The following is a 22,017-nucleotide window of genomic DNA, read 5'->3' on the forward strand; positions in this document are numbered from 1 at the left end:
AATGTTCTCGCGGTTATTGACGCTGATAATGTATATAACGCTGCGGGCGAGGGAATAGACGTGTAAGATCCCCTCCCGTTCTTTTTCCAGGGACTCCCGGCTCAAATCTACCAGGCCCACATCGTCCGCCCCGGCCTCCAGGCAGATCTTTTTGATCGTTTCTGCAGAATAAGTTCTTATTTTTTGCACCTCAGTCATGTTTCACCTCAACTTCTTTCGAGCTCTTTTTGTTTTTCCTTTTTCTCCACCACGCAATAGATCCCTCCCCAGGGTAAGGCACGGATAATTACCTACTAATAGATAGACATTAAAGATTAAAAAAAATTTCAGGGGCCTATAAGATGCATTATCTCTTTCACTGCCGAATCAAAACAGGACGGCGTCGCCACGCGAACATTTTGGATGGCCCCCTGGAGGCCTGAGGAGATCAAGAAAGCCAGATCCCTGGGTATACCTGAAAATTTAAACTCGCCTTTATTTCTACCTTCAGCCAGAATTTTTTCCAGCCATTGATGCATTGTAGAAGTCAATATCCGTGTTTCTTTCTGCATCTCCAGGGGGAGGGTCTTAAAATCGGTTTCGAGTGCTCCCCCGAGGCAAATCTGTTGGTCCCGGTCCACATATCTTTTGAAAATCAAACAATATTCGTTCAATTTTTTCGAGTAGCCGATATCTTCCTTTTCCATCAAACGGGTCCATTTCTCGAATCGTCTTATGGCCCGTTGTATAATGGCCACGCCAAGATCGGTTTTTTTGGGGAAGTGATAATGTATCGAGGCGGTTTTGATGTTCAGCGCGCTGGCAATATCTTTGTAACTAAAACCATTATACCCCCGGTCGAGGAGAAGATTCTCCGCAATGTCAAGAATCTGTTTTTTTGTATCTGCTTTTAGTCTCATATCGCTTCAAGAACTGATTCTGGAGGCGGCAACCGGATTCGAACCAGTGAAGAACGGTTTTGCAGACCGCCGCCTTAGCCTCTTGGCTATGCCGCCAAACAAAAAAGATGGATCATATATTACCTACTAATAGGTAGGTTGTCAAGAAGAATTGTTAAGGTATTCTTCAAACAGTTAACTGTAGGCCACAACTTAAATGGAGTTGACAGTTTTCCCCTTTCGGTTTATATATTAATTGCGCGCCCATAGCTCAGTGGATAGAGTGCCGGACTACGAATCCGTAGGTCGCAAGTTCGAATCTTGCTGGGCGCGCCAGATTTAAACCCCTGCTTTATATTCTATCCTTATTGTGTAGCCAGCCGATTTGAATACTTTTAATTAGACAGGATCTACTGGATGCCCTTGATTTTAGAGCCCTTAAATCCTGTTAATCCTGTCAGACAAAAGGGACGAAAATGGATAACCGGGTCAAAGAAGCTATCTCCCATCGGGTAGCCCAGGAACCGTTTGCAAAAAAATTTAAATTGAAACTGGTCGACCTGAACGAAGGCTATTCAAAGGTGACCATGACCTTTACCCCGGATATGGAAAACATTTTCGGTATGGCCCATGGCGGGGCTATATTCGCTTTGATCGACGAGGCCTTTCAGACGGCCTGCAATGCCTATGGCACCCTGGCTGTAGCCTTGAATATGAATATCACTTATGTTTCATCACCGGCTCCGGGAAGCACCCTCACAGCCGAAGCCAGAGAATTCAGCCGGACCAATAAAACGGCCAATTATGATATTAAAGTTCAGGACGAACAGGGGAATCTGATCGCCTCCTCCCAGGCCCTGGCCTATCGCAAGGGCAAGCCCCTTCCTTTTCTGGAACTTTAAACGGCTTTCTCCTTTTCCTTATTTTTCCCTTGACTCTCCCTTCCCCCTATTTTAAACTCGCCCCAGCCAGCAGGAAAGCCCTGTTCGGAGTTTAGAGTTCGGAGTTCGGACTAAAACATTTTCATGCTTCGTAGCGCTCTACAGGGTCATAATGGCTTAATAACAAAGGGTTCTCTAAGGAATCCGATTAAAATCAGGCAAGTAAAATTCCAGTAAAAAAAGAAGGAAAATATGCAGTATACCAAAACACGTCTGGAACATGGCTATGCCAACCAAACCTTAACCATCGATGTCGGCAGCAGGGACATCAAAGTCGACAAACTTGACCAAAAGATAAGGGACTTCTTCATAGGGGGCCGGGGTCTGGGTTTGTATTTGCTGCACCGGAGGTTAACCTCGAAGACTTCGGCCTATGATCCGGAAAACCCCTTGATCCTGTCTCCGGGGCCTCTTGGAGGCATTCCTCAATTCCCGGGCACCAGCAAATGTATGGCCATCTCCTTGTCTCCCATAACCCATATACCTGGGGTTTCCAATTTCGGAGGCCATTTTGGGGCTTACCTCAAATACGCCGGGTTCGATGCCCTGGAAATAACCGGCAAGGCCGGAGAAGACACCATAATCGTCATCAATGGCTTTAAAGGCGAGATCACCTTCATGCCGTCGCCGGCCGTTGATCAGGTATTTGATCTGGAAAAATATCTGATCGATCAATTCATGGGCCAAGGTTATACCAAAAAGGATATTGTCTTCCTGACCAGCGGCATCGGAGCCGTTAACACAACCTATGGTTGTATCAACAGTCATTATTTTGATCCCACCAAACCGGTAAATGGAACCAGGGGCCTCTTTCGAACCAAACAGGCCGGAAGGACCGGACTGGGTTCAGTCATGATGGATAAGGGTATCCGGGCCATCGTCATATTGGCCGAATACCCCCAAGGAGAAAACCCCTATGGCGCCCATGACTGGGAGAGGGTAAAAAAGGCCGGCGTCCAGCTCCACAAAGTGGTCAAGGAAGTCGATCCCAAATCGTTGCAGATGTCCCGCAAGGGCTCGGCCGGTTTGATCTCTTTCATGAATCAGGAGGCCTTTCAATCCCTTCCGGTGAAAAATTACCAGCTTGGATCGGACCCCCGGGCCGGGCAGATCTGTGGGACGACTTATGCCGAGAGGTTGTTTGAGCATAAGGGGGTGGATGGATGTTTTCCCGGATGCAACCTGCGCTGCACCAAGGGAGGCTGGGTGACCTTGACCACCGGCCCTCGTTTGGAAAAAGTCTGGGTGGACGGTCCGGAGTATGAAACGGCGGCCGGATTCGGTTCCAATCTCGGTATGTGGAACCCTGAATTTATCATGGAGGCCAACTGGCACTGCGATAATTACGGGATGGATACCATCACCGTGGCCGTTTTAATGGCCTTTATCATGGAATGCTTTCAAAGGGGCTATCTGACGAAAGAGGATACGGGAGGGGTTGAACTGAACTTTGGCGATGAAAAAGCGGCCCTGACCTTTATCCATCAGCTTGCCCATGGAGAGACCGAATTGTCCCGAACCGCCAGCCGGGGAATGCTCGAACTGATCAACTGGGTAGCGGATAAGTATGCAAAAAGAACGGGAAAACCGGCCCCGATCCAGGAACTCGAACGATTTGCCATGCATACCAAAGGGCTGCCCTTTTCCCTTTACCGGACACACCGATCCTTATCCATGCAAGGGTCTTACGCGGCGGCCAGCGATATCGGTGCCCATCATGCCGCAGCCTGGCTGATCAAGGTGGACCTCCTTGGCGCCTTTCCTACTTTTGAGGCCAAGGCCAAGGCATTGATCACCTATCCCCGTGTCCGTCTGGGAAATGATAATCTGGGTCTGTGCAAGCTCCCCTGGGTGGACGTGTTCAATCCGGAATCGGAAAGGCAAAATGATAAGGATAAATATATCAACCCCGCCTCACAAGAACTCTACGCCGAATTCTATAACGGTATGCTGGGAACCGATATGACCTGGGAGAAGATCTTCGAGCAAACGGACCGGGATATCAACCTGCAGCGGGTCATGAACGTCATGACCTTTGGAAGACAAACCGGAAAATACGATTGGATACCCGACCGGGCCATCGGGCCGACCGATGACCTGCTCTATGAGGCTGAAGGGAAATATCACGACGAAGAGCTGAGCCGAATTTTGGAAAAACCCCTCGATCATATTTCGGCCATGAAAACCTCTGAAAAACGGGAAATTCTGATTAACCTCAGAAAAGAGCAATTACGCCAATTGATTGATATTTATTATCAGGAACGGGGCTGGAATCCTTCCGGAATCCCGACCGTTGACACCTTAAAAAGGGTCGGTTTATGGGAATTCCTGACGGAGGAAACCAAGACCGGAATCAGCGGAATCCTTGCCTGCTAAAAAGATTTGAAAGTCCCTGGGCGAACGGTTTACTAAATATACCGGTTGAAGAGATCACCCTGTCCGGATGGTTGGTGTCAACCAATCCGGGCAGGGGATCCAATGGTTCCATTCAGGAACCAATACAAATTATCTAACCCTGTCCTATGGACAACCATTGCCGGAAAAGTTCGTAGATATCTTTTCGGGGTCCCATATAATGAATCCGGACGAGATGTTTTTCGTGATCGATATCATAGATGATCCGAAATTTTTTTGCTCTCAGAGAATAATACCCTGAAAGCTCCCTCTCCAGAGGCTTACCCAGGAAAGGCTTTTCTTTCAATTCTTCTATGTGCTTTTTTACCAGAGGTTTTAGCGAGGGATGAAGGGATTTGATTTGTTTGCCGGAGGTTTCGGAATAGAGGAGACGACAGGAAAACATTATTCTTTCCAGGCCGATTCATGATCCATTACCTTGCCCGATTTAAAATCATTTTGAGAGGCTTTTAAGGCCGCTACTATTTTTTTGTTCCCCAGGATTTCAATGGTCTCCAGGAGTCCTTCGTATCGGGACAGAGACATCATCACCCCGATCGGTTCACCATTTTTGGTAAGGGCAATCGTCTCCTCTTCCTGTTCCATCTGCTTGACAATCTCCAGGAGGTTTCTTTTTACTTTGGTGACCGGGAGTATCTTCTGAAAATCTTCCATAACGTCTCCGAATGATATTTTTAATGACCATTATAATATCCTAAAAATAAGTGTCAAGAAATCTTTTAACATATGGAGAATAGGATTATGCGGCAACACGCGTAATCGTTTCAAAGGTTGTTTTATCTAATTGGCTAATCTCCCAGTTGTTTTGCAGATTTAACCAAAATTGAGGGCTGCCCCCCAAGGCCTTTGAGAGTTTTAGGGCCATCTCCGCGCTAATACCCCTCTTACCGCGACAAATTTCATTTATCGTTTTAGGTAAGACCCCGATATGTTTGGCCAGAGCTGATTGGGTAAGGCCTAATTCCTCCAGTTCATCCCGGATGACTTCGCCAGGATGCACCGGCGTAAAATGATTTCCAGCCATTTTTATGCTCCTTTAGTCAGTGATAGTCAGTGATTTCGACATCAACTGCATTTTCTCTTTCCCATTTAAAAAAATATCCCCTTACCAACCAGGAACAACAGTAATTTTTACTCGCTAAACTTTCCATGCCGACCGGCCCCTTGGGAAAATCTGCCGGCCCCTTCCAGGGTCTCACCACTGGTGATTGTTTCCAATCCTTTCCGAAACTCGTTTTTCAGGGCCTCAGCCAATGAGAGATCAAACTGCTCGTAGGCCGACCGCCGATCGTTTCGCATACAATGTTGAGGGAAGGCGGCGATCTGTCCGGCCAGGGCTTCGGCTGCGGCCCTGGAGGTCCCGGCTTCCACGATCCGGTTGGCCAAACCCATACGCAGAGCCTCTTCGGCCTCTACCGGCCTGCCGGTCAGGATCATATCCAGGGCCTGGGAAAGACCGATCAGTCGGGGTAATCGAATGGTTCCGCCATCGATCAAAGGGACTCCCCAGCGCCGGCAAAAAACCCCGAAGACTGCATCCCTTTCCATCACCCGCAAATCGCACCAAAGGGCCAGTTCCAATCCGCCGGCCACGGCATAACCGGCTACCGCGGCAATGACCGGCTTGCTCAAAAACAGCCTCGATGGCCCCATGGGACCGGACCCGTCTTCAGACAGCCGGTTGGGGTTTCCCTGACTGACGGCTTTCAAATCAGCACCGGCACAGAAAAAACCCCCTGCCCCGGTCAAAACTGCCACCCTGGCCTCCGGATCGGTTTCAAAAGCCTCGAAGGCCTCAACCAGGGCCTGGGCCGTCGGTCCGTCGACCGCATTCCGGACTTCCGGGCGGTTGATGATGACAGTGGTCACCGGCCCTATTTTTTCCGTCAAAACTAACATGTGCATCTCCCTTGCGTGAAAATGGAATTAAACAGGCGATAGGCAATGGGCTATAGGTCAGCTTTTTCTCTGCATACTATTTGCCCCTCGTCTATTGCCTCTCGCCTTTATTTTCCTTTGAAAAAGCCCAATAGCCTAAAAGAACCAGGTTGATGGGCGAGATAATGGACAGAATGCCAAATAATAAAGGTTTTCACTTGCAACCTGCAACTTGAAACATGAAACTATGTTTTCTAACTGATCCCTGATCCCCGATCCCCGATCCCGGTCCCTATCTTTTAATCTTAGGCTACATCAACCCAGGAAAGAAATTCCTCCGGCTTTCCTCTTTGACTTTGGAACAGATTGGCCGGATGTCCTTGAACCGGATACCCCAGGCCTATTCCCATAATCAAGGTCTGATCAGGCGAGATCCTGGCGTGTTTTTGAACCACATCGGGATAGCTGACCGAACGGGTCAGGATACAGGTTCCCAATCCCTGCTCGGCCGCCAGGAGAGCGATGGTTTGAAGCATAATGCCGCCGTCCATCAGGGCGTAAGGATTAAAGCCCCTGTCAAAATGGAGGTAGATCAGATAAGGTGCCCCGAAGAAGCGGGTCATGTCCAGGTTGTAAGCCAGCCTTTTCTCCTGGTCCTCCCGTCCGATACCCAAAGCCTGGAAAAGGCTTTTCCCCAGGCCCTTATATCGGGCGGTCTGGACTTCATTAAAGGACGTTTGAAAAGGAAAATCCGGATTTATCGGAACGCCCTCTTTAGCCTGCATGAGGTACTCTTCTCTTATCCTTTCCAGGGCTTGTCCGCCAACGACCGTTAATTTCCAGGGTTGGGTGTTCCCCCAGGAAGGGGCCCGGAGGGCTGTTTCCAGGATTTCTTCCAGGACATTTCTTGGGACCGGTTCCGGACTGAAGGCCCGGATGCTCCGTCTGACCTCTACCGCCTCTTTAACATTCATGATATCCTCCCTTTTAAGTTTACCATTGACTGGTTACCCTGTTTCCGATATTATTTTTTTATCTTATTTTTTATTAAATATTTGATTAACAAATTCCAGAAGACAGGTCAAGCTCTTTAGAATCTGAAACGAAAAGGAATATCAGGATGCCGGAACCTCAAGAGATTATCGAAAAGGCCTTGCAAGAAGGCCGGACAACCCTATCGGAGTATGAATCCAAACTGATTCTTTCCCATTATCATATCCCGGTTACCCGGGAAAAACTCTGTACGGACATGGAAGATCTGAGAAAAGCAGCCATGGATTTCGGATATCCCCTGGTCCTGAAGGGGAATTCCCCTGAGATAACCCACAAAACCGAAAAAGACCTCATACGGCTGGATATCCGGAATGAGCAGGAGGCCGAAACGGCCTTTCAGGAAATCATGGACCACATGAACGATAAAACCGGAACGGTTTTGGTCCAGGAGATGCTTAAAGGCAAACGGGAATTATTGGCCGGTCTGACCCGGGATCCCCAGTTCGGCCCCTGTGTCCTTTTTGGCCTGGGAGGGATATTTACCGAGATACTGGAAGATGTGTCCTTTCGAATCGCCCCCCTGGATCGAAAACAGGCCCTGGAAATGATGCAGGAAACCAAGGCCTGGAAGATGCTGGATGCCATACGGGGCATGGCGGCCGTGGACAAGGATCTATTAGCTGATATTCTGATCCGGATCGGACAGATAGGATTAGAGATCGAAGCAATAAAGGAAATCGATATAAACCCCCTTATCGTCTCGGGAAACCGCCCCATAGCCGTCGATGCCTTGATTGTTTTGGCACCTTAGCGGGCGAAGAGATGCAAGTTGCAAGTTGCAGCTCTCAAGAATGTCAAGGTGGTAAAAATACTTTTGAATCTTGCCCTTTTCTCTTTACAAAGCCTTCACACTTCATGGGCACCTCGAAATATAAATATGCTGAGGATTTTTGCCAGCTACTCATACTTGATGCTTTTCCGCATCGTACTTGAAACTTGCATCTTGCATCTTGAACCTTTATTTTTTGCTAAAGAAAGGATTGTTTTTACAAAATATTATGAATCCATCCTATTTTGAAGCTTTTTTTAAGCCCCGAGGAATCGCCATGATCGGCGCTTCGGCTAATCCCAACAAGTGGGGTTTTCGTATCCTGGCCAATATAATCGTTGGTGATTTTAAAGGCTTAATCTGTCCGGTCAACCCCAAAGGAGGAACCCTGTTAGGACTCCAGGTCTACCCTTCGGTCAAAATGATCCCGGCTCAGGTGAATCTGGCTGTTATCACCATCCCGGCAGATCTGGTGCTATCATCCCTCCTTGAATGTGCCGAAAAGGGAATCCGATCGGTTATTATTATCACTTCAGGTTTTTCAGAAACCGGGGCAGCGGGTCGGGCTTTGGAAAATGAGGTAGTCCGGATGGCCCGCGAAAAGGGGATGCATCTTATCGGCCCTAATACCATGGGGATCTTTTCGGCCGCCTCGAATTTGCATGCCCTCATGCCCCCGATTCAACCCCTCCATGCCGGTGTATCCTATGTCTCTCAGAGCGGCAACGTAGGTGTACAGATGTTGGCCTGGGGAATTGAGCGCGGTGTCGGCTTTTCCAAGTTTGTATCCAGCGGGACCGAAGGGGATATCCGGACAGAAGATTATCTGGAATATTTCAGTGAAGATCCGGATACCAAAGTCCTCCTGTCCTATATTGAAGGTCTGAAAAGCGGATATCATTTCCTGGAGGTGGCCAGAAAGGCCGTCCAGAAAAAACCTTTGATCCTTTTCAAGGGTGGAAAAAGTGATGCGGGAAGCAAGGCGGCCCAATCCCATTCCGGGGCCCTGGCCGGCCACTACAGTCTTTTTAAGGATGCTTTCCGGCAGGCCGGTATCATTGAGGCCGAGACCACTGAAGGTTTGCTGGATTACGCCGGGGTATTTTTGCATTACCCCCTGCCCAGGGGAAACCGGATCGCCATCCTGACCCGGGGCGGAGGCTGGGGGGTGGTAGCCGCCGACGCCTGTCGTGAATGGGGCCTGGAGCTCCCGCCCCTGTCAGAGGGAGCGATAGAAAAACTGAACATGATTCTTCCTGCCTATTGGAGTCATGGAAATCCTGTGGACATGGCCGCCACCCTAAATCCGGAGGCCCTGTCGAAATCCCTGGAAATCCTTATCCAGGAAAAAGGGGTGGATGGGATCATTGCCCAGGGGGTGGAAGTCCTTGTCAAGAGATCCATGGTCCTCGAAAAATTAGGAGAGATGAATCTATTGGACGGCCTTGAAGGGGCAGAAGAACAGGATGCGTTTAAAGATGTCCGCCTGATCATGGACCTTATGGAAGCTTATAAGAAACCGGTGATCATGGTAAGCGGGGTAAACAGCTTTACCCGGGGTGTTTCCACCCAAGGCCGGGAAACGGTCATTTTCCCGACCCCCGAAAGGGCAGCCCGGGCCATGTCCAAACTCTGGCAGTACAGCCGCTATTTACAACGGGGTTGAACTTAAATATTAAACCCTCATGTCCCGGGGCACCACAAAGCATGAAAATGGGGTCAGGGGTCAGGAGTCAGGGATTGGGGGTTAAGGAAAAACATAAAACTGACTCCGAACTTTATTTCCCAGAAGGATCTTGAATTGATGTTTGATAAAAATAATCGAAGCCCCGCCCCCCCCCTTTTCTATTACGGCTGGGTTATCGTGGTCTTGGCCTTTATTACTCTGGGTATAACCTTTGGCATCTGGTATTCCTTTTCGGTTTTTTTCCTGGTCGTCATCAAAGAGTTCGGCTGGAGCCGGGCCGGCGCCTCCAGCATCTATTCCGTCTTCATTATTTCCCAGGCCTTGATGGCCCTATTGGCCGGCTATCTCCAGGACCGCTTTGGACCCCGGAGGGTCATCCCTTTTGGGACCCTACTGCTGTCTTTTGCCCTGATTTTAACCAGCCAGGCCCATGAACTGTGGCACTTTCAGATAGCCTATGGGGTCCTGGCCGGTGCAGGTATAAGCATTCTGGGATTTTCTTCCCACTCAGCCTTTATCCCTAAGTGGTTTGAACGGAAAAGAGGGCTGGCCATGGGTATAGCCATGTCCGGTATCGGATTCGGCATGTTGTTTCTGGTTCCGGCCGCCGAGAGTTTCATTTCCCTTTATGGGTGGCGGACAACTTATGGGTTGTTCGCCGGGTTGGTCTTCTTCTCTATCGGGCCTTTAAATCTTATTTTTTCCAGAAAGAACCCGCAAGAACTTCACCTTCAACCGGATGGAGACCGACTACATACCGATCCATCCCTTTCCAAGCCGGCCCGCGTGGTGAAAATCATCGACAGCCAGTGGAGCGGGGTTGACTGGACCCTCAGGAAGGCCTTCAAAACCAAGCGGTTCTGGTACCTGGTGGCCGGCTTTTCCTTTGGTTCTTATGTCTATCAGGGAACTCTTCTGCACAGTATTTCCGCCATGGTCGACAGCGGATTGAGCCGGACCACAGCCGCCTATTACTTCGGGATTTTAGGCCTGGCCAGTGCCGGGGGGAAAATCCTGTTCGGCTCTCTCTCCGATCGTTTCGAACGGGAAAAGGTCAATAACCTGGCCGGAGTCGTCACCGCCCTGGGGTTGCTCTGTTTGATGATCGTCAGCCAGGTACAAGGGCCTATGCCCTTTTTATTCGCCATCTTCTTTGGGTTGGGTTATGGTGCGGCCGCCCCGCTTTTCCCCTCGGTCAGCGCCGATATCTTCCTGGGAAATTCCTTCGGTCTCATCTTCTCCATGATGGGCATCGGCGGAGGGATAGGAGGGGCCATGGGGTCATTTTTGCCCGGCTGGCTACACGATTTAACGGGAAATTATTCCCTGGCCATCTTCCTTTCCTTTATCGGTCTTGTCCTTTCCTGCCTGTTTATCTCCCTGGCGGCACCCAGTAAGGTACGCAAGGTGGTCAAGGCATAAAAAAAAGGTATTAACGGTCTTTCACCATTCATCGTTGGAGGTGGCTACCATGTCAAAAGTAATGATCCATCCGGCGGATTATGACCATGTCCGCCGGGCCGTAGACCGGGCCTTTGAACTTTTCCCTTTGAATATTTCGGGGAAAAAGGTCCTGATCAAACCCAATGTCCTTCGGGGCTCGGAGGCCAGGGAAGGCATCACCACCCATCCGGCCGTCCTCATGACCGTGGTGGAAAAAGTGGAATCCATGGGTACCGCTTCCATTATAGTGGGTGACAATCCAGGGGTTTTCAGCTACGGAGAAAACGAGGCTTCCTTCAAAAAAACAGGCCTGATGGAAGCTGCCAAAGGATATTATCAAAATATCGGAAACGATTCCCGGCCCGTCGATTTCAATCCCGAATTCATGGCCAGGGTGAGCCTTTCCAAAGCGGTTTTGGAGGCGGATATCATCATCAGTCTGCCGAAATTCAAGACCCATGGTCTGACCGTCATCAGCGGAGCCATTAAAAACAGCTATGGGTTTTTGCCTGGGGCACAGAAGGCCAACCTGCACAAGGCCGCCGGCGCTCCGAAACGGTTCCATGAATTGCTGGTCGACGTCTTTCGGCTCCGGGTGCCAGACCTGTTCATCATAGATGCCGTGGTCGGGATGGAGGGCAATGGGCCGGCTTCACCGGACCTACGGGATATCGGCCTGATTCTGGCCTCCGATAATGCCGTGGCCCTGGATGCGGTTATGGCCTTTATGATGGGTTGCGATCCGGGACGGCTGCGGTTCCTGCAAAAGGCCAGGGAGACGGGATTAGGCGACTACGACCTGTCGACGATTGAAGTCGAGGGAGAAATGAAACCTATTCCCGGCTTCAAACTTCCTCCCCTGGGAGGCGAAGCGATTTCCGGCAATACGGCTGTAAGGGAGTTTATGGAAAGCCGGACCAGGCTGCGGCCCCAGGTCGATCCGGAAGCCTGCACCGCCTGCGGCACCTGCATCGATCATTGTGCGGTGTCGGCTTTAGTCCTGAACGAAGACAACCTGCCCCAAGTAGACGCCGACACCTGCATTACCTGCTTCTGTTGCCAGGAGATGTGTCCGGAGAAGGCGATCACGTTAAAATAAAAGATGTGCCTTATACCTGTAATCAAGGGAGTCTTCCATGGCTTATAATGAAAAGCTGGATTCGCAAATTGCAGCCCTTGTAGCGGGTTGGTCTCATGTGGATCGAAAAAAAATGTTCGGCGGCGTCTGCCACCTGATGAATGGGAATATGTTCTGTGGGGTCTACAAGGATTTTTTGATCCTCCGTTTGGGAACAGAGGCGGCGGCCACCGCCCTCCGGAAAGCCGGGGTCCGGCCATTCGACATCACCGGCCGGCCCATGCCGGGCTGGGTGATGGTCGAGGAATCCGGATTCAAAGGAGATAAGCTGACCAAATGGCTCGAACAGGCCCGGGCCTTTGTCCAAACCCTGCCACCGAAATAGATTATGATAGTCTCGTAAAAACTCGTCATTCCCGCGCAGGCAGAGATATTAAAGGGACTTTTTATTTTACATTTAGTCTGGCTTTTCCTTTATTCGTAAACAATTATGCAATAATCGTGTCAAATTAATTATGGCGGTTTTCCAAAAAATATGATTCGAAATGGCCTATTTTTAGAGGTTCCCAGGTTTCGGCTAAAACCAAGCTTCAGAAATTACCGCCATATTTTATTTTACAAAAAACATTTCGAGTTAATCAATTGTCTCGAATACTTTCTAATACTACAGCGACACTTTTCCCGTCATTCCCGAATGTCTTTATCGGGAATCCAGTTTTTTCCAGAAAATCAGAAAACCAAAGTCCCTGGATTCCGGCTTAAAGCATGCCGGAATGACGGTTAAGGGGCGCATTAGCAAAAAAATACGCTGTAGTACTAATTCGTAAGACTATAAATGTAAAAACAATAACTACGTTAAAATCTCTGCGCAGGCGGGAATCCAGGCTATATGTAACTAATTAAAAAATCCCCTGCCACTCCGGATAATGGAGCAACAGGGGATTTTAATTTAAATGGTTAAAGGGAACTTTATTTTACTTCTTCAAAATCGGCATCGACCACATCCTCATCCGCCTTCTTTCCGCCCGATGGACCGCCGGCCCCGTGCTCCGGTCCGGCATCACCGCCAGGCCCTTGCTGGCTGGCCTGGGAATACATCTTTTCAGCCAGCTTATGTGAATTTTGGGTCAACTCATCCGACAGCCGCTTTATTTCACCGGCATCAGTGGTTTCCATGGCCTTCTTCAACCGCTCTATGGCCGTATCAATTTCCGTTTTAAGGCCGCTTTCTACCTTGTCTCCCAACTCCTTTACGGTTTTTTCCGTTGAATAGATCAGGGTGTCGGCGTGATTGCGGGCTTCCGCCAGCTCCTTTTTCTTTTTGTCCTCTTCGGCGTGCATTTCGGCATCTTTGACCAGCTTTTTGATCTCTTCTTCACTCAATCCGCTGGAGGCCGTTATCTTGATGGACTGTTCCTTGCCCGTCCCCAAATCCTTGGCCGACACATGGACAATCCCGTTAGCATCGATATCAAAGGTGACTTCGATTTGTGGCAGGCCCCGGGGGGCGGGTGGGATACCGGTCAATTCAAAACGCCCGAGGGTCTTGTTGTCGGCAGCCATCTCCCGTTCCCCCTGGAGCACATGGATCGAAACCGCCGGCTGATTATCGCCGGCCGTAGAGAAAATCTGACTCTTCCGGGTTGGAATGGTGGTATTCTTCTCAATCAATTTGGTATGGACCCCGCCCAGAGTCTCGATCCCCAACGACAATGGGGTCACGTCCAGGAGCAGGACATCTTTCACATCCCCTTTTAAAACGCCGGCCTGGATACCAGCCCCGATGGCTACCACTTCGTCCGGATTCACCCCTTTGTGCGGTTCCCGGCCGAAGAGTTCCTTGACCTTCTGCTGGACTTTGGGCATCCGGGTCATGCCCCCAACCAGAATGACTTCCTGGATCTGGTCGGCCGTAAGGCCGGCGTCCTTGAGGGCCATCCGGCAGGGTGGGACCACCTTTTCAATGAGGTCTTCGACCAGCATCTCCAGCTTGGCCCGGGAAAGTTTCAGATTCAGATGTTTGGGGCCGCTGGCATCGGCAGTAATAAAAGGGAGATTGATGTCCGTTTCCATGGAAGTGGACAACTCCATCTTGGCCTTTTCCGCGGCCTCTTTCAGGCGTTGGAGGGCCATTTTATCGCTCCTCAAATCGATGCCCTGATCCTTTCGGAACTCAGCCGCCAGATAATCGATAACCCTTAAGTCGAAATCTTCCCCGCCAAGGTGGGTATCGCCGTTGGTAGACTTGACTTCAAAGACCCCCTCCCCGATTTCGAGGATGGAGATATCAAAGGTCCCGCCCCCCAGATCGAAGACGGCAATCTTCTCATCCTTCTTTTTATCCAGTCCGTAAGCCAAAGCGGCTGCCGTCGGTTCATTGATGATCCGCTGGACATTCAAGCCGGCGATCCGTCCGGCATCCTTGGTGGCCTGCCGCTGACTGTCATTGAAGTAGGCCGGTGTGGTAATGACCGCATCGGTCACCTTTTCCCCAAGGTATTCTTCGGCCGTTTGTTTCATCTTCGTCAGAATCATAGAAGAGATCTCGGCCGGGCTGTACTCTTTCCCCCGGATCTCGATATGGGCATCCCCGTTCTGGGCTTTGATGATCTTATAGGGAAGGATATGGATATCATCCTGGACTTCCCGGGCATCATATTTACGCCCGATCAGCCGTTTAACCGCATAGACGGTATTGGTCGGATTGGTAATGGCTTGTCGTTTGGCCACCTGACCGACCAGCCGTTCATTGTTGTCCGTGACGGAAACGACCGAGGGGGTGGTACGGCTCCCCTCCACATTTGCAATCACCTTCGGGTCTCCACCTTCCATAATGGCCACACAAGAATTGGTGGTCCCCAAATCAATTCCAATAATTTTACTCATCTTTTCCTCCTTTGATTATATAAATCGTAACCGAACCCATTCGGTCTTTTTTCTAAAGTTAAGCTTCGGGGTCTTCATCGGGATTAATTTCCGGTTTCTTGGAAACGACCACCATGGCCGGCCGGACCAGACGTTTATGTAAACGATAACCCTTCTGCAACTGGGCTATGACCACACCGGGTGGTTTTTGGGCATCCTCCTGAACCATAACCGCCTCATGATGGTTGGGATCAAATTCTTCTCCCAGGGCCTCAACTTGGGTAACCCCGTGTCTTTCCAGGACCGACCAAAACCCCTTGTAGGTCATCTCCACTCCTTCAAGAAGGGCTTTAGGGTCTTCCGTCTCACGGCCATGTTCCATGGCCCGTTCCAGATTATCCATTACCGGAAGCAATTCTTTTAATAGACTTCCAATAGCGAATTTGTAGGCCTCGTTTTTCTCCTTTTCCGCCCTCTTTTTATAATTGTCCAACTCGGCCGATAAGCGAAGATAACGGTCGTAATGTTCTTTGGCCTCTTTTTCTTTTTCTTGAAACCTGGTCTCCAAATCCGATTTATTTTCTTTTTCGGCCGGGTCGGCCGGCCCTTCCGTTGTTTCCGTATTTTTTGGTTTGATTGGTTCTTCCGTTACCTTGATATGGGTCAAAGGGTTTCCCTCACTTTATATCTTATTTTTTAATTTATTAAGAATCAGCTCTTCTTCTCCAAAATTTGGCTGACCATCTTGGCCGTATAGTCGACGATCGGGATCACCCGATCATAATTCATCCGCGTCGGCCCGATGACCCCCAAAGTTCCTATGGGATAATCTCCTTTGGTATAAGAGGCGGTGATGACGCTGCACCCTCCCATCTCATTGATCTGGGTTTCCGAACCGATAAAGATTTGAATACCGCTGGCATTAATGCTTTTTTCCAGGAGTCGGATTAAAATGCTTTTCTCTTCAAAGGCCTTAAAAAGATCCCTTAAGGTTTCGATCTGACTGAATTCCGGATACTGCATCAGATTGGTCCGGCCTTCAATATACACCTCACCGACCGATTCCTCCTCAAAGGCCTGGTTGGAAATTTCCAGGGCCCTGGACAACAAGGCATCAAAGTCATCCTTGTCTTTTTTCATTTCATCCAATATTTTTTGTTTCACCTGTTCCAGGGTCAGGTTACTGAGTAATTCATTCAGGTACTGGGTTAATCGATCCAATTCGGGTTGATACAGGTTGTCCTCGATTTCAATGATCTTATTCTGAACTAAACCGGCTTCAGTAACCAGGACCATTAATACCAGATTGTCTCGCAGGCGGATAAATTCTATATGTTTAAAAACGGTTGCCGAGGATTTGGGCCGGGAAACGACGGCGGCCTGTTCGGTCACAACGGCTAACATTTTGGAGGTGGTTTTTAACAATTCTTCCACTTCCTGGTTGCTTTCTCTTAAGTAATTTTGAATCCTCAGCTTTTCTGCTTCGGCCAAAGGGCGGAGTTCCAGAATGGAATTAATGTAAAAACGCAACCCTGTTTCAGTGGGCACCCTACCGGCTGAGACATGCGGATGGGTGATCAACCCGATGTCTTCCAGATCGGCCATGATATTCCGAATAGTGGCCGGACTCAACCGGATATCATTTTTTTTGGATATGGCCCGGGAACCGACCGGTTCGGCCGTCTCAATATAATCCCTGATGATAGCATTTAAAACGGAACGACCCCTTTGAGTCAGAACTATAGTCATGTTAAACTCTTAAATCTTAAAATATTGGGCGAAAATTTATCCTAAATCTAATTACCGATGAAGACTTTGTCAAGCTTAAAGGATTAAATTTAGGAGCTAAGACGCTCCTGGGGCGGTCCATCCTTGACAAAATCAAGAATACCCATTATGTTAAAAACACCTCGAGACCAAGGTATCAAGATTGTAATGGAAGGGGCATCCAAATAATGGACGAAAAAAAAACCACCTGTCCCCATTGCGGGCAGAAGATGAAAAAATGGAAGACCCCCGCGGCTTCCACCTGGGGGACGGAATTTCAATATATTTGCTTCAATGATGAATGTCCTTATTTTGTCCGGGGCTGGGACTGGACCATGAAGACCATGAAAGCCAATGCTTCCTACCGGCACAGATATAACCCGTCAAATGGCGAAGAAGGCCCCCTGCCGGTCTGGTCCTATGACGCCTTAAAATGCGACATTATTGAAGATTAAGGATTTTAGGGGTAATGGAAGAATATCCATCCGGAGGAGCAAAAATGTTTAAGGCCGGTCGTAATGATCCCTGCCCTTGTGGAAGCGGACAAAAATTTAAGAAATGCCACTTAGGCCGGGAAGGGGAATTATTTCTACGGAAGAATGAACCCTTACACCATGAGGCCGGGCAACAGATCTTTAGTCTTCCTCAGGTCTATTACGGGCGTTCCAAAGAAATGATAGAAGCCTTAAGCCAGGAAGGGTTGCTGGACAATTCTTTGAGCATTAAATGTATAGACTTGGGGGATTATCGCCATTTAGGGTTTTCCGGCCAGGACATCCCGGTTCAAACCCTGACTAACAGTGCCGGTATCATGGTCAATGTCTATAAGACCAGAGAAGTCGACCCCAATCATCTCTATCTGGCCATTACACCCAAAATCCAGGATTCCACCCTGATTCATCAGATAGCTCATGTCCTGGATTATATCAAAGGCTCAGGACAACAGCCCGGAACCTATAAACAGATGGGGCTGGAGACTGGAATCCCCGCTGAACATTTGGATCACTCCCAGGAATTCGGCTATTGGCTGGACTTCTTAAAAAACCATTTTAAGGTGGAACTGGATGCCGAAGATGCCATCATATCCTTTCTTTATCAAAACCAGATGCTCCTTAAGTCAGAAGAAATCAAGGCCCATGACCCGACCGCCCTTATCTTCCACTCGAAACAAATCATGGATTTTATGATAGCCCATAAGTCGGAGATCAATAACCTGATCCAAAATCGAGCCGGATATATAGGGGAACAAAGATGAAATGCAGTGACGAGTGACGGGTATCAAGAAATATAGAAGCCTCGACACCCGTCACTTCTTCAATGACATTCCCCATGAATTCCCAGGGCTTCAAAAGCCGAGAGAATCTGTTTTTCCAGTTTAACCCGTTTCTCCGGCAAGGGGAGAAATTTCAGGTCTTCCAGTTGGGAGAGGAGTTGTTTTTTAGCGGGTATGGCGGATAATCCGCAATCCAGGGTTTCTCCGGTCAAGGTATTCAGGAGGGCAGCTTCAACCCCGTTGGTAACTATGGTTAAAGGGGGTTGGTATTCTGAAAAAAGCCGGGAAAGAGATAAAGCGGCCCGTTCCCGGGCCAGGATTGAACCCGGCCCGCATTTAATTACCACCAAACGCCGGCCATTAATTCGAACCACAAAAGAAACCTTGAGTTTAAAAACCTCCCGGTCGGTTTCTAAGTCAAATGGCACCTCTTCTTCAATATCTTCCAAAAGATATCCCTTCTCTCCCAATAAAAGGCCCAGGATTTTTTGTCGGATTATCTCTTCATTAATCGTATCACAAGCCGAAGGAGTAACTACCCCTTCTCGAAATTTTTCCCCCGGACAACTATCAACCATATCCTTCTCCTCTTTGAGTTCCCCAACAGAAACTTATTATTTTTTTTGCCGGCCAACCAATGTTGATGAACATGTAAAAAGTCGCCAAAACTCGCATCACGTCATTCCAGCGAAAGCCGGAATCCAGTCTTTTCAATTTTTTCAGGACCCCGACACCTGCCCCGGACCCCGGATCAAGTCCGGGGCAGGCTCTGATCCGGGGTTCGCCGGGGTGACGACCCGGGAGACTTTTTACATAGTCATCAATGTTGATCGGCTCTAAATCCCGTCCGAACTATTATAACCACCTTTGAACCGCTTGCAAATGTTTAGATGTGGTTAAAATAGGTCGGGCATCCTGCCTGACAATAGGTTGAAATCAAAACTCTTGTGAAAAACCGGGCAACTTACACCAAGGCGCTTTGTAATCCGGCCAATATATTGGACAAGGAAACAAATTGGGCAATGGTCAAGGTTTCTCCCCGGCATTGGGGATTGGTTTGACTCAATTCCAGGGCCTTCACAATCAGGGAGACCGGAAACCGGCCATCGGCCGTTAAAGCATTTTTTATCTGCTTCCGGCGCTGGCCGAAGGCCCCATGGACAACCCATTGAAATAATTTTTCGTCTTCTATCCTTGGCGTCGGCTCCTCTCGAAAAAGGAGTTCGATAAAAGTCGAGGCGACCTTGGGCCGCGGGAAAAAAGAACTGGGGGCCAGGTGCATTAAAGACCTGATCTTGGCATAGTAGCCGATCAGGATGGCCATGACCCCATATTCTTTTGTCCCGGCTTGGGCCATAAGTCGATCGGCTACCTCTTTCTGAAGCATGACATAGGCCCCTTTCAGCAGGGGTCTATTTTCAATCAACTTAAATAAAATGGGCGTCGAAATGTGATAAGGGAGATTTCCGACCACAAAAAAAGGGGCGGCAATCCTATCGTACCATTCATTCCAGTCGGTCTTCAATATATCCTGGTGCAAAATTTCGATGTTTCTTTTACCGGATATTCTAACCTGTTCCTTCAATCGATCGGCAAGACCGGCATCAATTTCTACCGCCCAAACCCTGGCCGCCCGTTCAGCCAGGAAAAAAGTCATGGCCCCCTGGCCGGCCCCCAATTCCACTACCGAATCCGAAGCGGTCACGGCAAGGCGATCGACTAATTTCCGGGCCATAGCTGGGTTTCTCAAGAAGTTCTGACTCAGGGCCTTTAAAGGCGGAAGGGGGAGGCGATTCATGAAACGACTATGTTTTCACGGGTTCAAGGGATGGATTGGTGATAGATGGAAATGTTGATCCGCTCCCTTGTCTATCTGAAAGCCAAAGGAAAGAAGGAGGTCCAATAGGGGTCGTCCGAACAATAAAAGCTGATTTTCCCGGCCTATTTCATATTTCTCTTCTATGAATCCTCGGATATGATGATCATACAGAAGAATATCGACGGCCTCCTCCTGGACGTCGGCAAAACCTCTTTTCAGCCGGCTCAGGGCCTTCTGAAGCCGGGGAAGGGCGCAGCGTTGGTTGTGGGATTCGATGACCGGCCACAAGGGATCCTCGGGGTTGAGCAGTTCTTTTCGTGAAAGATATTTTTTGGAATTCAACTCCTCATATTGATCCGGGTTCCAGCATTCCATGACCCGACATTGGAGGGGGCGATCTTCATAAATCCTGCAGCCATTGGTCGCTGTTTCGAGGAAGAGACATTCCCGGCCTCCTGGTTTTTCCTTTACTTTAATCCGTTCCTCCGTGATCAGCATAAGGTCCTGGACGTCATTTGAAAACCCGATTTCACCTGAACGTAAGGTGATGAGTTCCGTCCTTTTAATGATTCCCCTTTTGAGTATGTCCAGGTCCTCCAAGTAAAGGGTGGGGCTCCCTTTCCGGCAGCATTCTCCGCAACGCAGGCAGAATGGACGGGTGCCATAGGCTGCTTTTTCCAACTCCCGGCACAGGGCCTCCCAACGGCTCTCCCTGTGAGCCTTATTCCAATCCGGCCAATGCCTGATCAAGTCCTGATAAATAGGCTTGGACTGCCAATCGGCCCAGACCTCCTCCATTGCGGCAGGAGAATGGATCTCCTCAAGCAGGTGCTCGAGAGATTTTTTTACCAAGTCTTCGACCTCAGATGAATTCCCCTCTTCCAAAAGATATTCCCTATCGATCATTATTGACAGCCTTGCAACCCCTCATACCCTCAATCTCCTATTCTTCTCCCCAGATACGGCGGCTGCGGTCGATCTTCTTTCTGACGATCTCCCAGGTTGAGGTCTTCAAAAAAGACTCGGGCCAGCGCCGAACCATCCGATCAAACATTTCATAAGGGACGGTAAAAGTAAGCTCATCCGGTTTTAAAAACTTGCGGTCCGAAGGGTCCCAGCCCCCCAGGACTGCTTTGAGTTTCCCGGCAGCGAGGTAGCGCAGAGGCCAGGAAACCATATTGGAGCATCCAGCCCCGAAAGGAGAAGAGACGGCCTCAAAATCGTTAGTGACAAAAGTGGCCAACTGATTTAAACCACAGAGGACCTCCCCGCGAGCGAAAAAAATGATCAATTCCGGTTGTTCATTTTGTGCTGTGAAGTGGCTGAGGGATTTGAAGACACAATAACGGGCCGGGGCCGGTCTGGGGTCGATGGTCTCAAAGAAACGGCGGGTGACCTCCGGGGATTCCAGGTAATGCTCTCCCTGGACCTGATTGGGAATCCCGGTGGACACATAATAGGTAATGAATTCCAATTGAGGTTTTAAGAAACCCAAATAGAAAGCCCCACCCAGGCAGCCGAATCGTTCCCGGTCAAAATAGGCGATCGTCCCTTTCCGCCGGGCCCGCCAGATATTCCCCATTACACAAGAAAAATCCTCAAACAAAGCGCCCCAGTTGATCTCGCCCTTGACTTCCATCTCCCTGGTCGGCATTTTACCCGGCTTGGGGGAAAACCCCTCCTCTGGCTTATGTTCCGTAAAAAACATCCCCATGGGTTCTTCTTTTAATCCCAGACGTTCAAAAAAACCCTTCATGCCCCCTTTTATCTTTTCATCCATGGAACCGATCCCTCCTGCAAAGCATTTTCGGATTCTTATCAAATTCCGAAATCCAAAATCTGAAATCCAAAATCAGCTAATGCCTGGTCATCATATGGGTGACTGCCTTTTCCAACCCGTCCAGGGTCAGTTCAAACATGGGAAAGATCTCACGGATTTGCATGATGGTCCGCGTATAATTCCATTCATCGGCCAAAACCGGGTTGATCCAAAGGGCGTGGGGAAAGGTATGGGCAATGAACTTCAACCTCTCCAGACTGGGTCTTCCGGAGCGCTCCCCCACATAGATGGACCCATCGGTGCCCATCAATTCATAAGGGGCCATACTGGCATCCCCGACAATAACGAAGCGGGTTTCCGGATCGAGACGG

Annotated in this window: 24 protein-coding genes and 2 tRNA genes; 10 read left to right on the forward strand and 16 right to left on the reverse strand. The window is 49.3% G+C overall.

The annotated features are described in order from the left end of the window. From HY879_18330 to HY879_18340, 3 genes are all read right to left on the reverse strand, one after another. Window positions 1–198, reverse strand: a 198-nt coding sequence (locus HY879_18330) for a hypothetical protein (GenBank protein MBI5605296.1), incomplete at its 3' end; no start/stop codon positions are given. A gap of 128 nt (window positions 199–326) precedes the next feature. Further along, window positions 327–899, reverse strand: coding sequence for a TetR/AcrR family transcriptional regulator (locus HY879_18335; protein ID MBI5605297.1), 573 nt, complete (start codon window positions 897–899; stop codon window positions 327–329). A 20-nt stretch (window positions 900–919) separates the two neighbouring features. Then, a tRNA-Cys gene (locus tag HY879_18340) sits at window positions 920–995 on the reverse strand. 143 nt (window positions 996–1,138) lie between these two features. Between HY879_18340 and HY879_18345 the strand changes: the two genes are divergently transcribed. The 3 genes from HY879_18345 (at window position 1,139) to HY879_18355 (ending at window position 4,195) form a co-directional block, all read left to right on the forward strand. Further along, window positions 1,139–1,214 (forward strand) — tRNA-Arg (locus tag HY879_18345). A gap of 140 nt (window positions 1,215–1,354) precedes the next feature. Next, a complete protein-coding gene (locus HY879_18350; GenBank protein MBI5605298.1) occupies window positions 1,355–1,780 on the forward strand; it encodes a hotdog fold thioesterase in 426 nt (141 codons plus the stop codon). A 231-nt stretch (window positions 1,781–2,011) separates the two neighbouring features. Next, window positions 2,012–4,195, forward strand: a complete 2,184-nt coding sequence (locus HY879_18355) for a hypothetical protein (GenBank protein MBI5605299.1) — start codon at window positions 2,012–2,014, stop codon at window positions 4,193–4,195. A gap of 133 nt (window positions 4,196–4,328) precedes the next feature. Here the strand turns inward: HY879_18355 and HY879_18360 are convergent, their stop codons facing one another. The 5 genes from HY879_18360 to HY879_18380 form a co-directional block, all read right to left on the reverse strand. After that, complete coding sequence (locus tag HY879_18360) at window positions 4,329–4,619, reverse strand: type II toxin-antitoxin system RelE/ParE family toxin (protein MBI5605300.1); 291 nt, start codon at window positions 4,617–4,619, stop codon at window positions 4,329–4,331. Next, window positions 4,619–4,888, reverse strand: coding sequence for a type II toxin-antitoxin system Phd/YefM family antitoxin (locus HY879_18365; protein MBI5605301.1), 270 nt, complete (start codon window positions 4,886–4,888; stop codon window positions 4,619–4,621). The genes HY879_18360 and HY879_18365 overlap by 1 nt, the downstream gene beginning before the upstream one ends. Window positions 4,889–4,973: 85 nt before the next feature. Beyond that, a complete protein-coding gene (locus HY879_18370) occupies window positions 4,974–5,258 on the reverse strand; it encodes a HigA family addiction module antidote protein (protein MBI5605302.1) in 285 nt (94 codons plus the stop codon). A gap of 107 nt (window positions 5,259–5,365) precedes the next feature. Then, complete coding sequence (locus HY879_18375) at window positions 5,366–6,133, reverse strand: crotonase/enoyl-CoA hydratase family protein (GenBank protein ID MBI5605303.1); 768 nt, start codon at window positions 6,131–6,133, stop codon at window positions 5,366–5,368. Window positions 6,134–6,417: 284 nt separating this feature from the next. Further along, on the reverse strand, window positions 6,418–7,086 hold the full coding sequence (locus HY879_18380; protein MBI5605304.1) for a nitroreductase: 669 nt from the start codon (window positions 7,084–7,086) through the stop codon (window positions 6,418–6,420). A 146-nt stretch (window positions 7,087–7,232) separates the two neighbouring features. Here HY879_18380 and HY879_18385 point away from each other — a divergent pair, with 146 nt between their 5' ends. From HY879_18385 to HY879_18405, 5 genes are all read left to right on the forward strand, one after another. Continuing rightward, window positions 7,233–7,916: an acetate--CoA ligase family protein gene (locus tag HY879_18385; GenBank protein ID MBI5605305.1), complete on the forward strand. Its 684-nt coding sequence runs from the start codon at window positions 7,233–7,235 to the stop codon at window positions 7,914–7,916. Window positions 7,917–8,211: 295 nt separating this feature from the next. After that, window positions 8,212–9,600: a CoA-binding protein gene (locus HY879_18390; protein MBI5605306.1), complete on the forward strand. Its 1,389-nt coding sequence runs from the start codon at window positions 8,212–8,214 to the stop codon at window positions 9,598–9,600. A gap of 138 nt (window positions 9,601–9,738) precedes the next feature. After that, window positions 9,739–11,043, forward strand: a complete 1,305-nt coding sequence (locus HY879_18395; GenBank protein ID MBI5605307.1) for an MFS transporter — start codon at window positions 9,739–9,741, stop codon at window positions 11,041–11,043. A 49-nt stretch (window positions 11,044–11,092) separates the two neighbouring features. Then, window positions 11,093–12,163 (forward strand): DUF362 domain-containing protein, encoded by a 1,071-nt coding sequence (locus HY879_18400; GenBank protein MBI5605308.1) that lies wholly within the window; start codon window positions 11,093–11,095, stop codon window positions 12,161–12,163. A 37-nt stretch (window positions 12,164–12,200) separates the two neighbouring features. Continuing rightward, window positions 12,201–12,527, forward strand: coding sequence for a TfoX/Sxy family protein (locus tag HY879_18405; protein ID MBI5605309.1), 327 nt, complete (start codon window positions 12,201–12,203; stop codon window positions 12,525–12,527). A gap of 584 nt (window positions 12,528–13,111) precedes the next feature. Here HY879_18405 and dnaK read toward each other — a convergent pair. From dnaK to hrcA, 3 genes are read right to left on the reverse strand one after another with little or no spacing between them, the layout of a single operon-like run. Next, the gene (gene dnaK / locus HY879_18410) at window positions 13,112–15,028 is read right to left on the reverse strand and encodes a molecular chaperone DnaK (protein MBI5605310.1); all 1,917 of its coding nucleotides are present in this window, start codon (window positions 15,026–15,028) and stop codon (window positions 13,112–13,114) included. Between the two features lie 58 nt (window positions 15,029–15,086). Further along, window positions 15,087–15,674: a nucleotide exchange factor GrpE gene (gene grpE, locus HY879_18415; protein ID MBI5605311.1), complete on the reverse strand. Its 588-nt coding sequence runs from the start codon at window positions 15,672–15,674 to the stop codon at window positions 15,087–15,089. A 44-nt stretch (window positions 15,675–15,718) separates the two neighbouring features. Continuing rightward, the gene (gene hrcA / locus HY879_18420) at window positions 15,719–16,756 is read right to left on the reverse strand and encodes a heat-inducible transcription repressor HrcA (protein ID MBI5605312.1); all 1,038 of its coding nucleotides are present in this window, start codon (window positions 16,754–16,756) and stop codon (window positions 15,719–15,721) included. A 206-nt stretch (window positions 16,757–16,962) separates the two neighbouring features. Between hrcA and HY879_18425 the strand changes: the two genes are divergently transcribed. Together HY879_18425 and HY879_18430 are read left to right on the forward strand one after the other, a co-directional pair. After that, window positions 16,963–17,229, forward strand: coding sequence for an ogr/Delta-like zinc finger family protein (locus HY879_18425; GenBank protein ID MBI5605313.1), 267 nt, complete (start codon window positions 16,963–16,965; stop codon window positions 17,227–17,229). Window positions 17,230–17,243: 14 nt separating this feature from the next. Next, window positions 17,244–18,029 carry an SEC-C domain-containing protein gene (locus tag HY879_18430; protein ID MBI5605314.1) on the forward strand — a complete coding sequence of 262 codons (786 nt, stop codon included), beginning with the start codon at window positions 17,244–17,246 and terminating at the stop codon, window positions 18,027–18,029. A gap of 59 nt (window positions 18,030–18,088) precedes the next feature. Here HY879_18430 and HY879_18435 read toward each other — a convergent pair whose 3' ends face one another. The 5 genes from HY879_18435 to HY879_18455 all read right to left on the reverse strand — a co-directional run. Then, the gene (locus HY879_18435) at window positions 18,089–18,625 is read right to left on the reverse strand and encodes a type I restriction enzyme HsdR N-terminal domain-containing protein (protein MBI5605315.1); all 537 of its coding nucleotides are present in this window, start codon (window positions 18,623–18,625) and stop codon (window positions 18,089–18,091) included. Between the two features lie 386 nt (window positions 18,626–19,011). Continuing rightward, window positions 19,012–19,797 (reverse strand): ribosomal RNA small subunit methyltransferase A, encoded by a 786-nt coding sequence (rsmA, locus tag HY879_18440; protein ID MBI5605316.1) that lies wholly within the window; start codon window positions 19,795–19,797, stop codon window positions 19,012–19,014. A 63-nt stretch (window positions 19,798–19,860) separates the two neighbouring features. Further along, on the reverse strand, window positions 19,861–20,772 hold the full coding sequence (locus HY879_18445; GenBank protein MBI5605317.1) for a YkgJ family cysteine cluster protein: 912 nt from the start codon (window positions 20,770–20,772) through the stop codon (window positions 19,861–19,863). Window positions 20,773–20,809: 37 nt separating this feature from the next. Then, window positions 20,810–21,646, reverse strand: coding sequence for a DUF169 domain-containing protein (locus tag HY879_18450; protein MBI5605318.1), 837 nt, complete (start codon window positions 21,644–21,646; stop codon window positions 20,810–20,812). 76 nt (window positions 21,647–21,722) lie between these two features. Next, on the reverse strand, window positions 21,723–22,017 hold a 295-nt coding region (locus HY879_18455), incomplete at its 5' end, for a hypothetical protein (protein ID MBI5605319.1).

The sequence above is a fragment of the Deltaproteobacteria bacterium genome, from assembly GCA_016219225.1.
Classification (GTDB): domain Bacteria; phylum Desulfobacterota; class RBG-13-43-22; order RBG-13-43-22; family RBG-13-43-22; genus RBG-13-43-22.

What these genes read in the sequence shown, in the direction of transcription:
- HY879_18360 (MBI5605300.1), bottom strand. Translation starts at nt 4,619, where the DNA reads ATGTTTTCCTGTCGTCTCCTCTATTCCGAAACCTCCGGCAAACAAATC.
- HY879_18335 (MBI5605297.1), bottom strand. Translation starts at nt 899, where the DNA reads ATGAGACTAAAAGCAGATACAAAAAAACAGATTCTTGACATTGCGGAG.
- HY879_18425 (MBI5605313.1), top strand. Translation starts at nt 16,963, where the DNA reads ATGGACGAAAAAAAAACCACCTGTCCCCATTGCGGGCAGAAGATGAAA.
- HY879_18450 (MBI5605318.1), bottom strand. Translation starts at nt 21,646, where the DNA reads ATGGATGAAAAGATAAAAGGGGGCATGAAGGGTTTTTTTGAACGTCTG.
- HY879_18400 (MBI5605308.1), top strand. Translation starts at nt 11,093, where the DNA reads ATGTCAAAAGTAATGATCCATCCGGCGGATTATGACCATGTCCGCCGG.
- hrcA (MBI5605312.1), bottom strand. Translation starts at nt 16,756, where the DNA reads ATGACTATAGTTCTGACTCAAAGGGGTCGTTCCGTTTTAAATGCTATC.
- HY879_18365 (MBI5605301.1), bottom strand. Translation starts at nt 4,888, where the DNA reads ATGGAAGATTTTCAGAAGATACTCCCGGTCACCAAAGTAAAAAGAAAC.
- HY879_18395 (MBI5605307.1), top strand. Translation starts at nt 9,739, where the DNA reads ATGTTTGATAAAAATAATCGAAGCCCCGCCCCCCCCCTTTTCTATTAC.
- dnaK (MBI5605310.1), bottom strand. Translation starts at nt 15,028, where the DNA reads ATGAGTAAAATTATTGGAATTGATTTGGGGACCACCAATTCTTGTGTG.
- HY879_18405 (MBI5605309.1), top strand. Translation starts at nt 12,201, where the DNA reads ATGGCTTATAATGAAAAGCTGGATTCGCAAATTGCAGCCCTTGTAGCG.
- HY879_18445 (MBI5605317.1), bottom strand. Translation starts at nt 20,772, where the DNA reads ATGATCGATAGGGAATATCTTTTGGAAGAGGGGAATTCATCTGAGGTC.
- HY879_18375 (MBI5605303.1), bottom strand. Translation starts at nt 6,133, where the DNA reads ATGTTAGTTTTGACGGAAAAAATAGGGCCGGTGACCACTGTCATCATC.
- HY879_18435 (MBI5605315.1), bottom strand. Translation starts at nt 18,625, where the DNA reads ATGGTTGATAGTTGTCCGGGGGAAAAATTTCGAGAAGGGGTAGTTACT.
- HY879_18430 (MBI5605314.1), top strand. Translation starts at nt 17,244, where the DNA reads ATGGAAGAATATCCATCCGGAGGAGCAAAAATGTTTAAGGCCGGTCGT.
- HY879_18350 (MBI5605298.1), top strand. Translation starts at nt 1,355, where the DNA reads ATGGATAACCGGGTCAAAGAAGCTATCTCCCATCGGGTAGCCCAGGAA.
- HY879_18370 (MBI5605302.1), bottom strand. Translation starts at nt 5,258, where the DNA reads ATGGCTGGAAATCATTTTACGCCGGTGCATCCTGGCGAAGTCATCCGG.
- HY879_18390 (MBI5605306.1), top strand. Translation starts at nt 8,212, where the DNA reads ATGATCGGCGCTTCGGCTAATCCCAACAAGTGGGGTTTTCGTATCCTG.
- HY879_18380 (MBI5605304.1), bottom strand. Translation starts at nt 7,086, where the DNA reads ATGAATGTTAAAGAGGCGGTAGAGGTCAGACGGAGCATCCGGGCCTTC.
- HY879_18385 (MBI5605305.1), top strand. Translation starts at nt 7,233, where the DNA reads ATGCCGGAACCTCAAGAGATTATCGAAAAGGCCTTGCAAGAAGGCCGG.
- HY879_18355 (MBI5605299.1), top strand. Translation starts at nt 2,012, where the DNA reads ATGCAGTATACCAAAACACGTCTGGAACATGGCTATGCCAACCAAACC.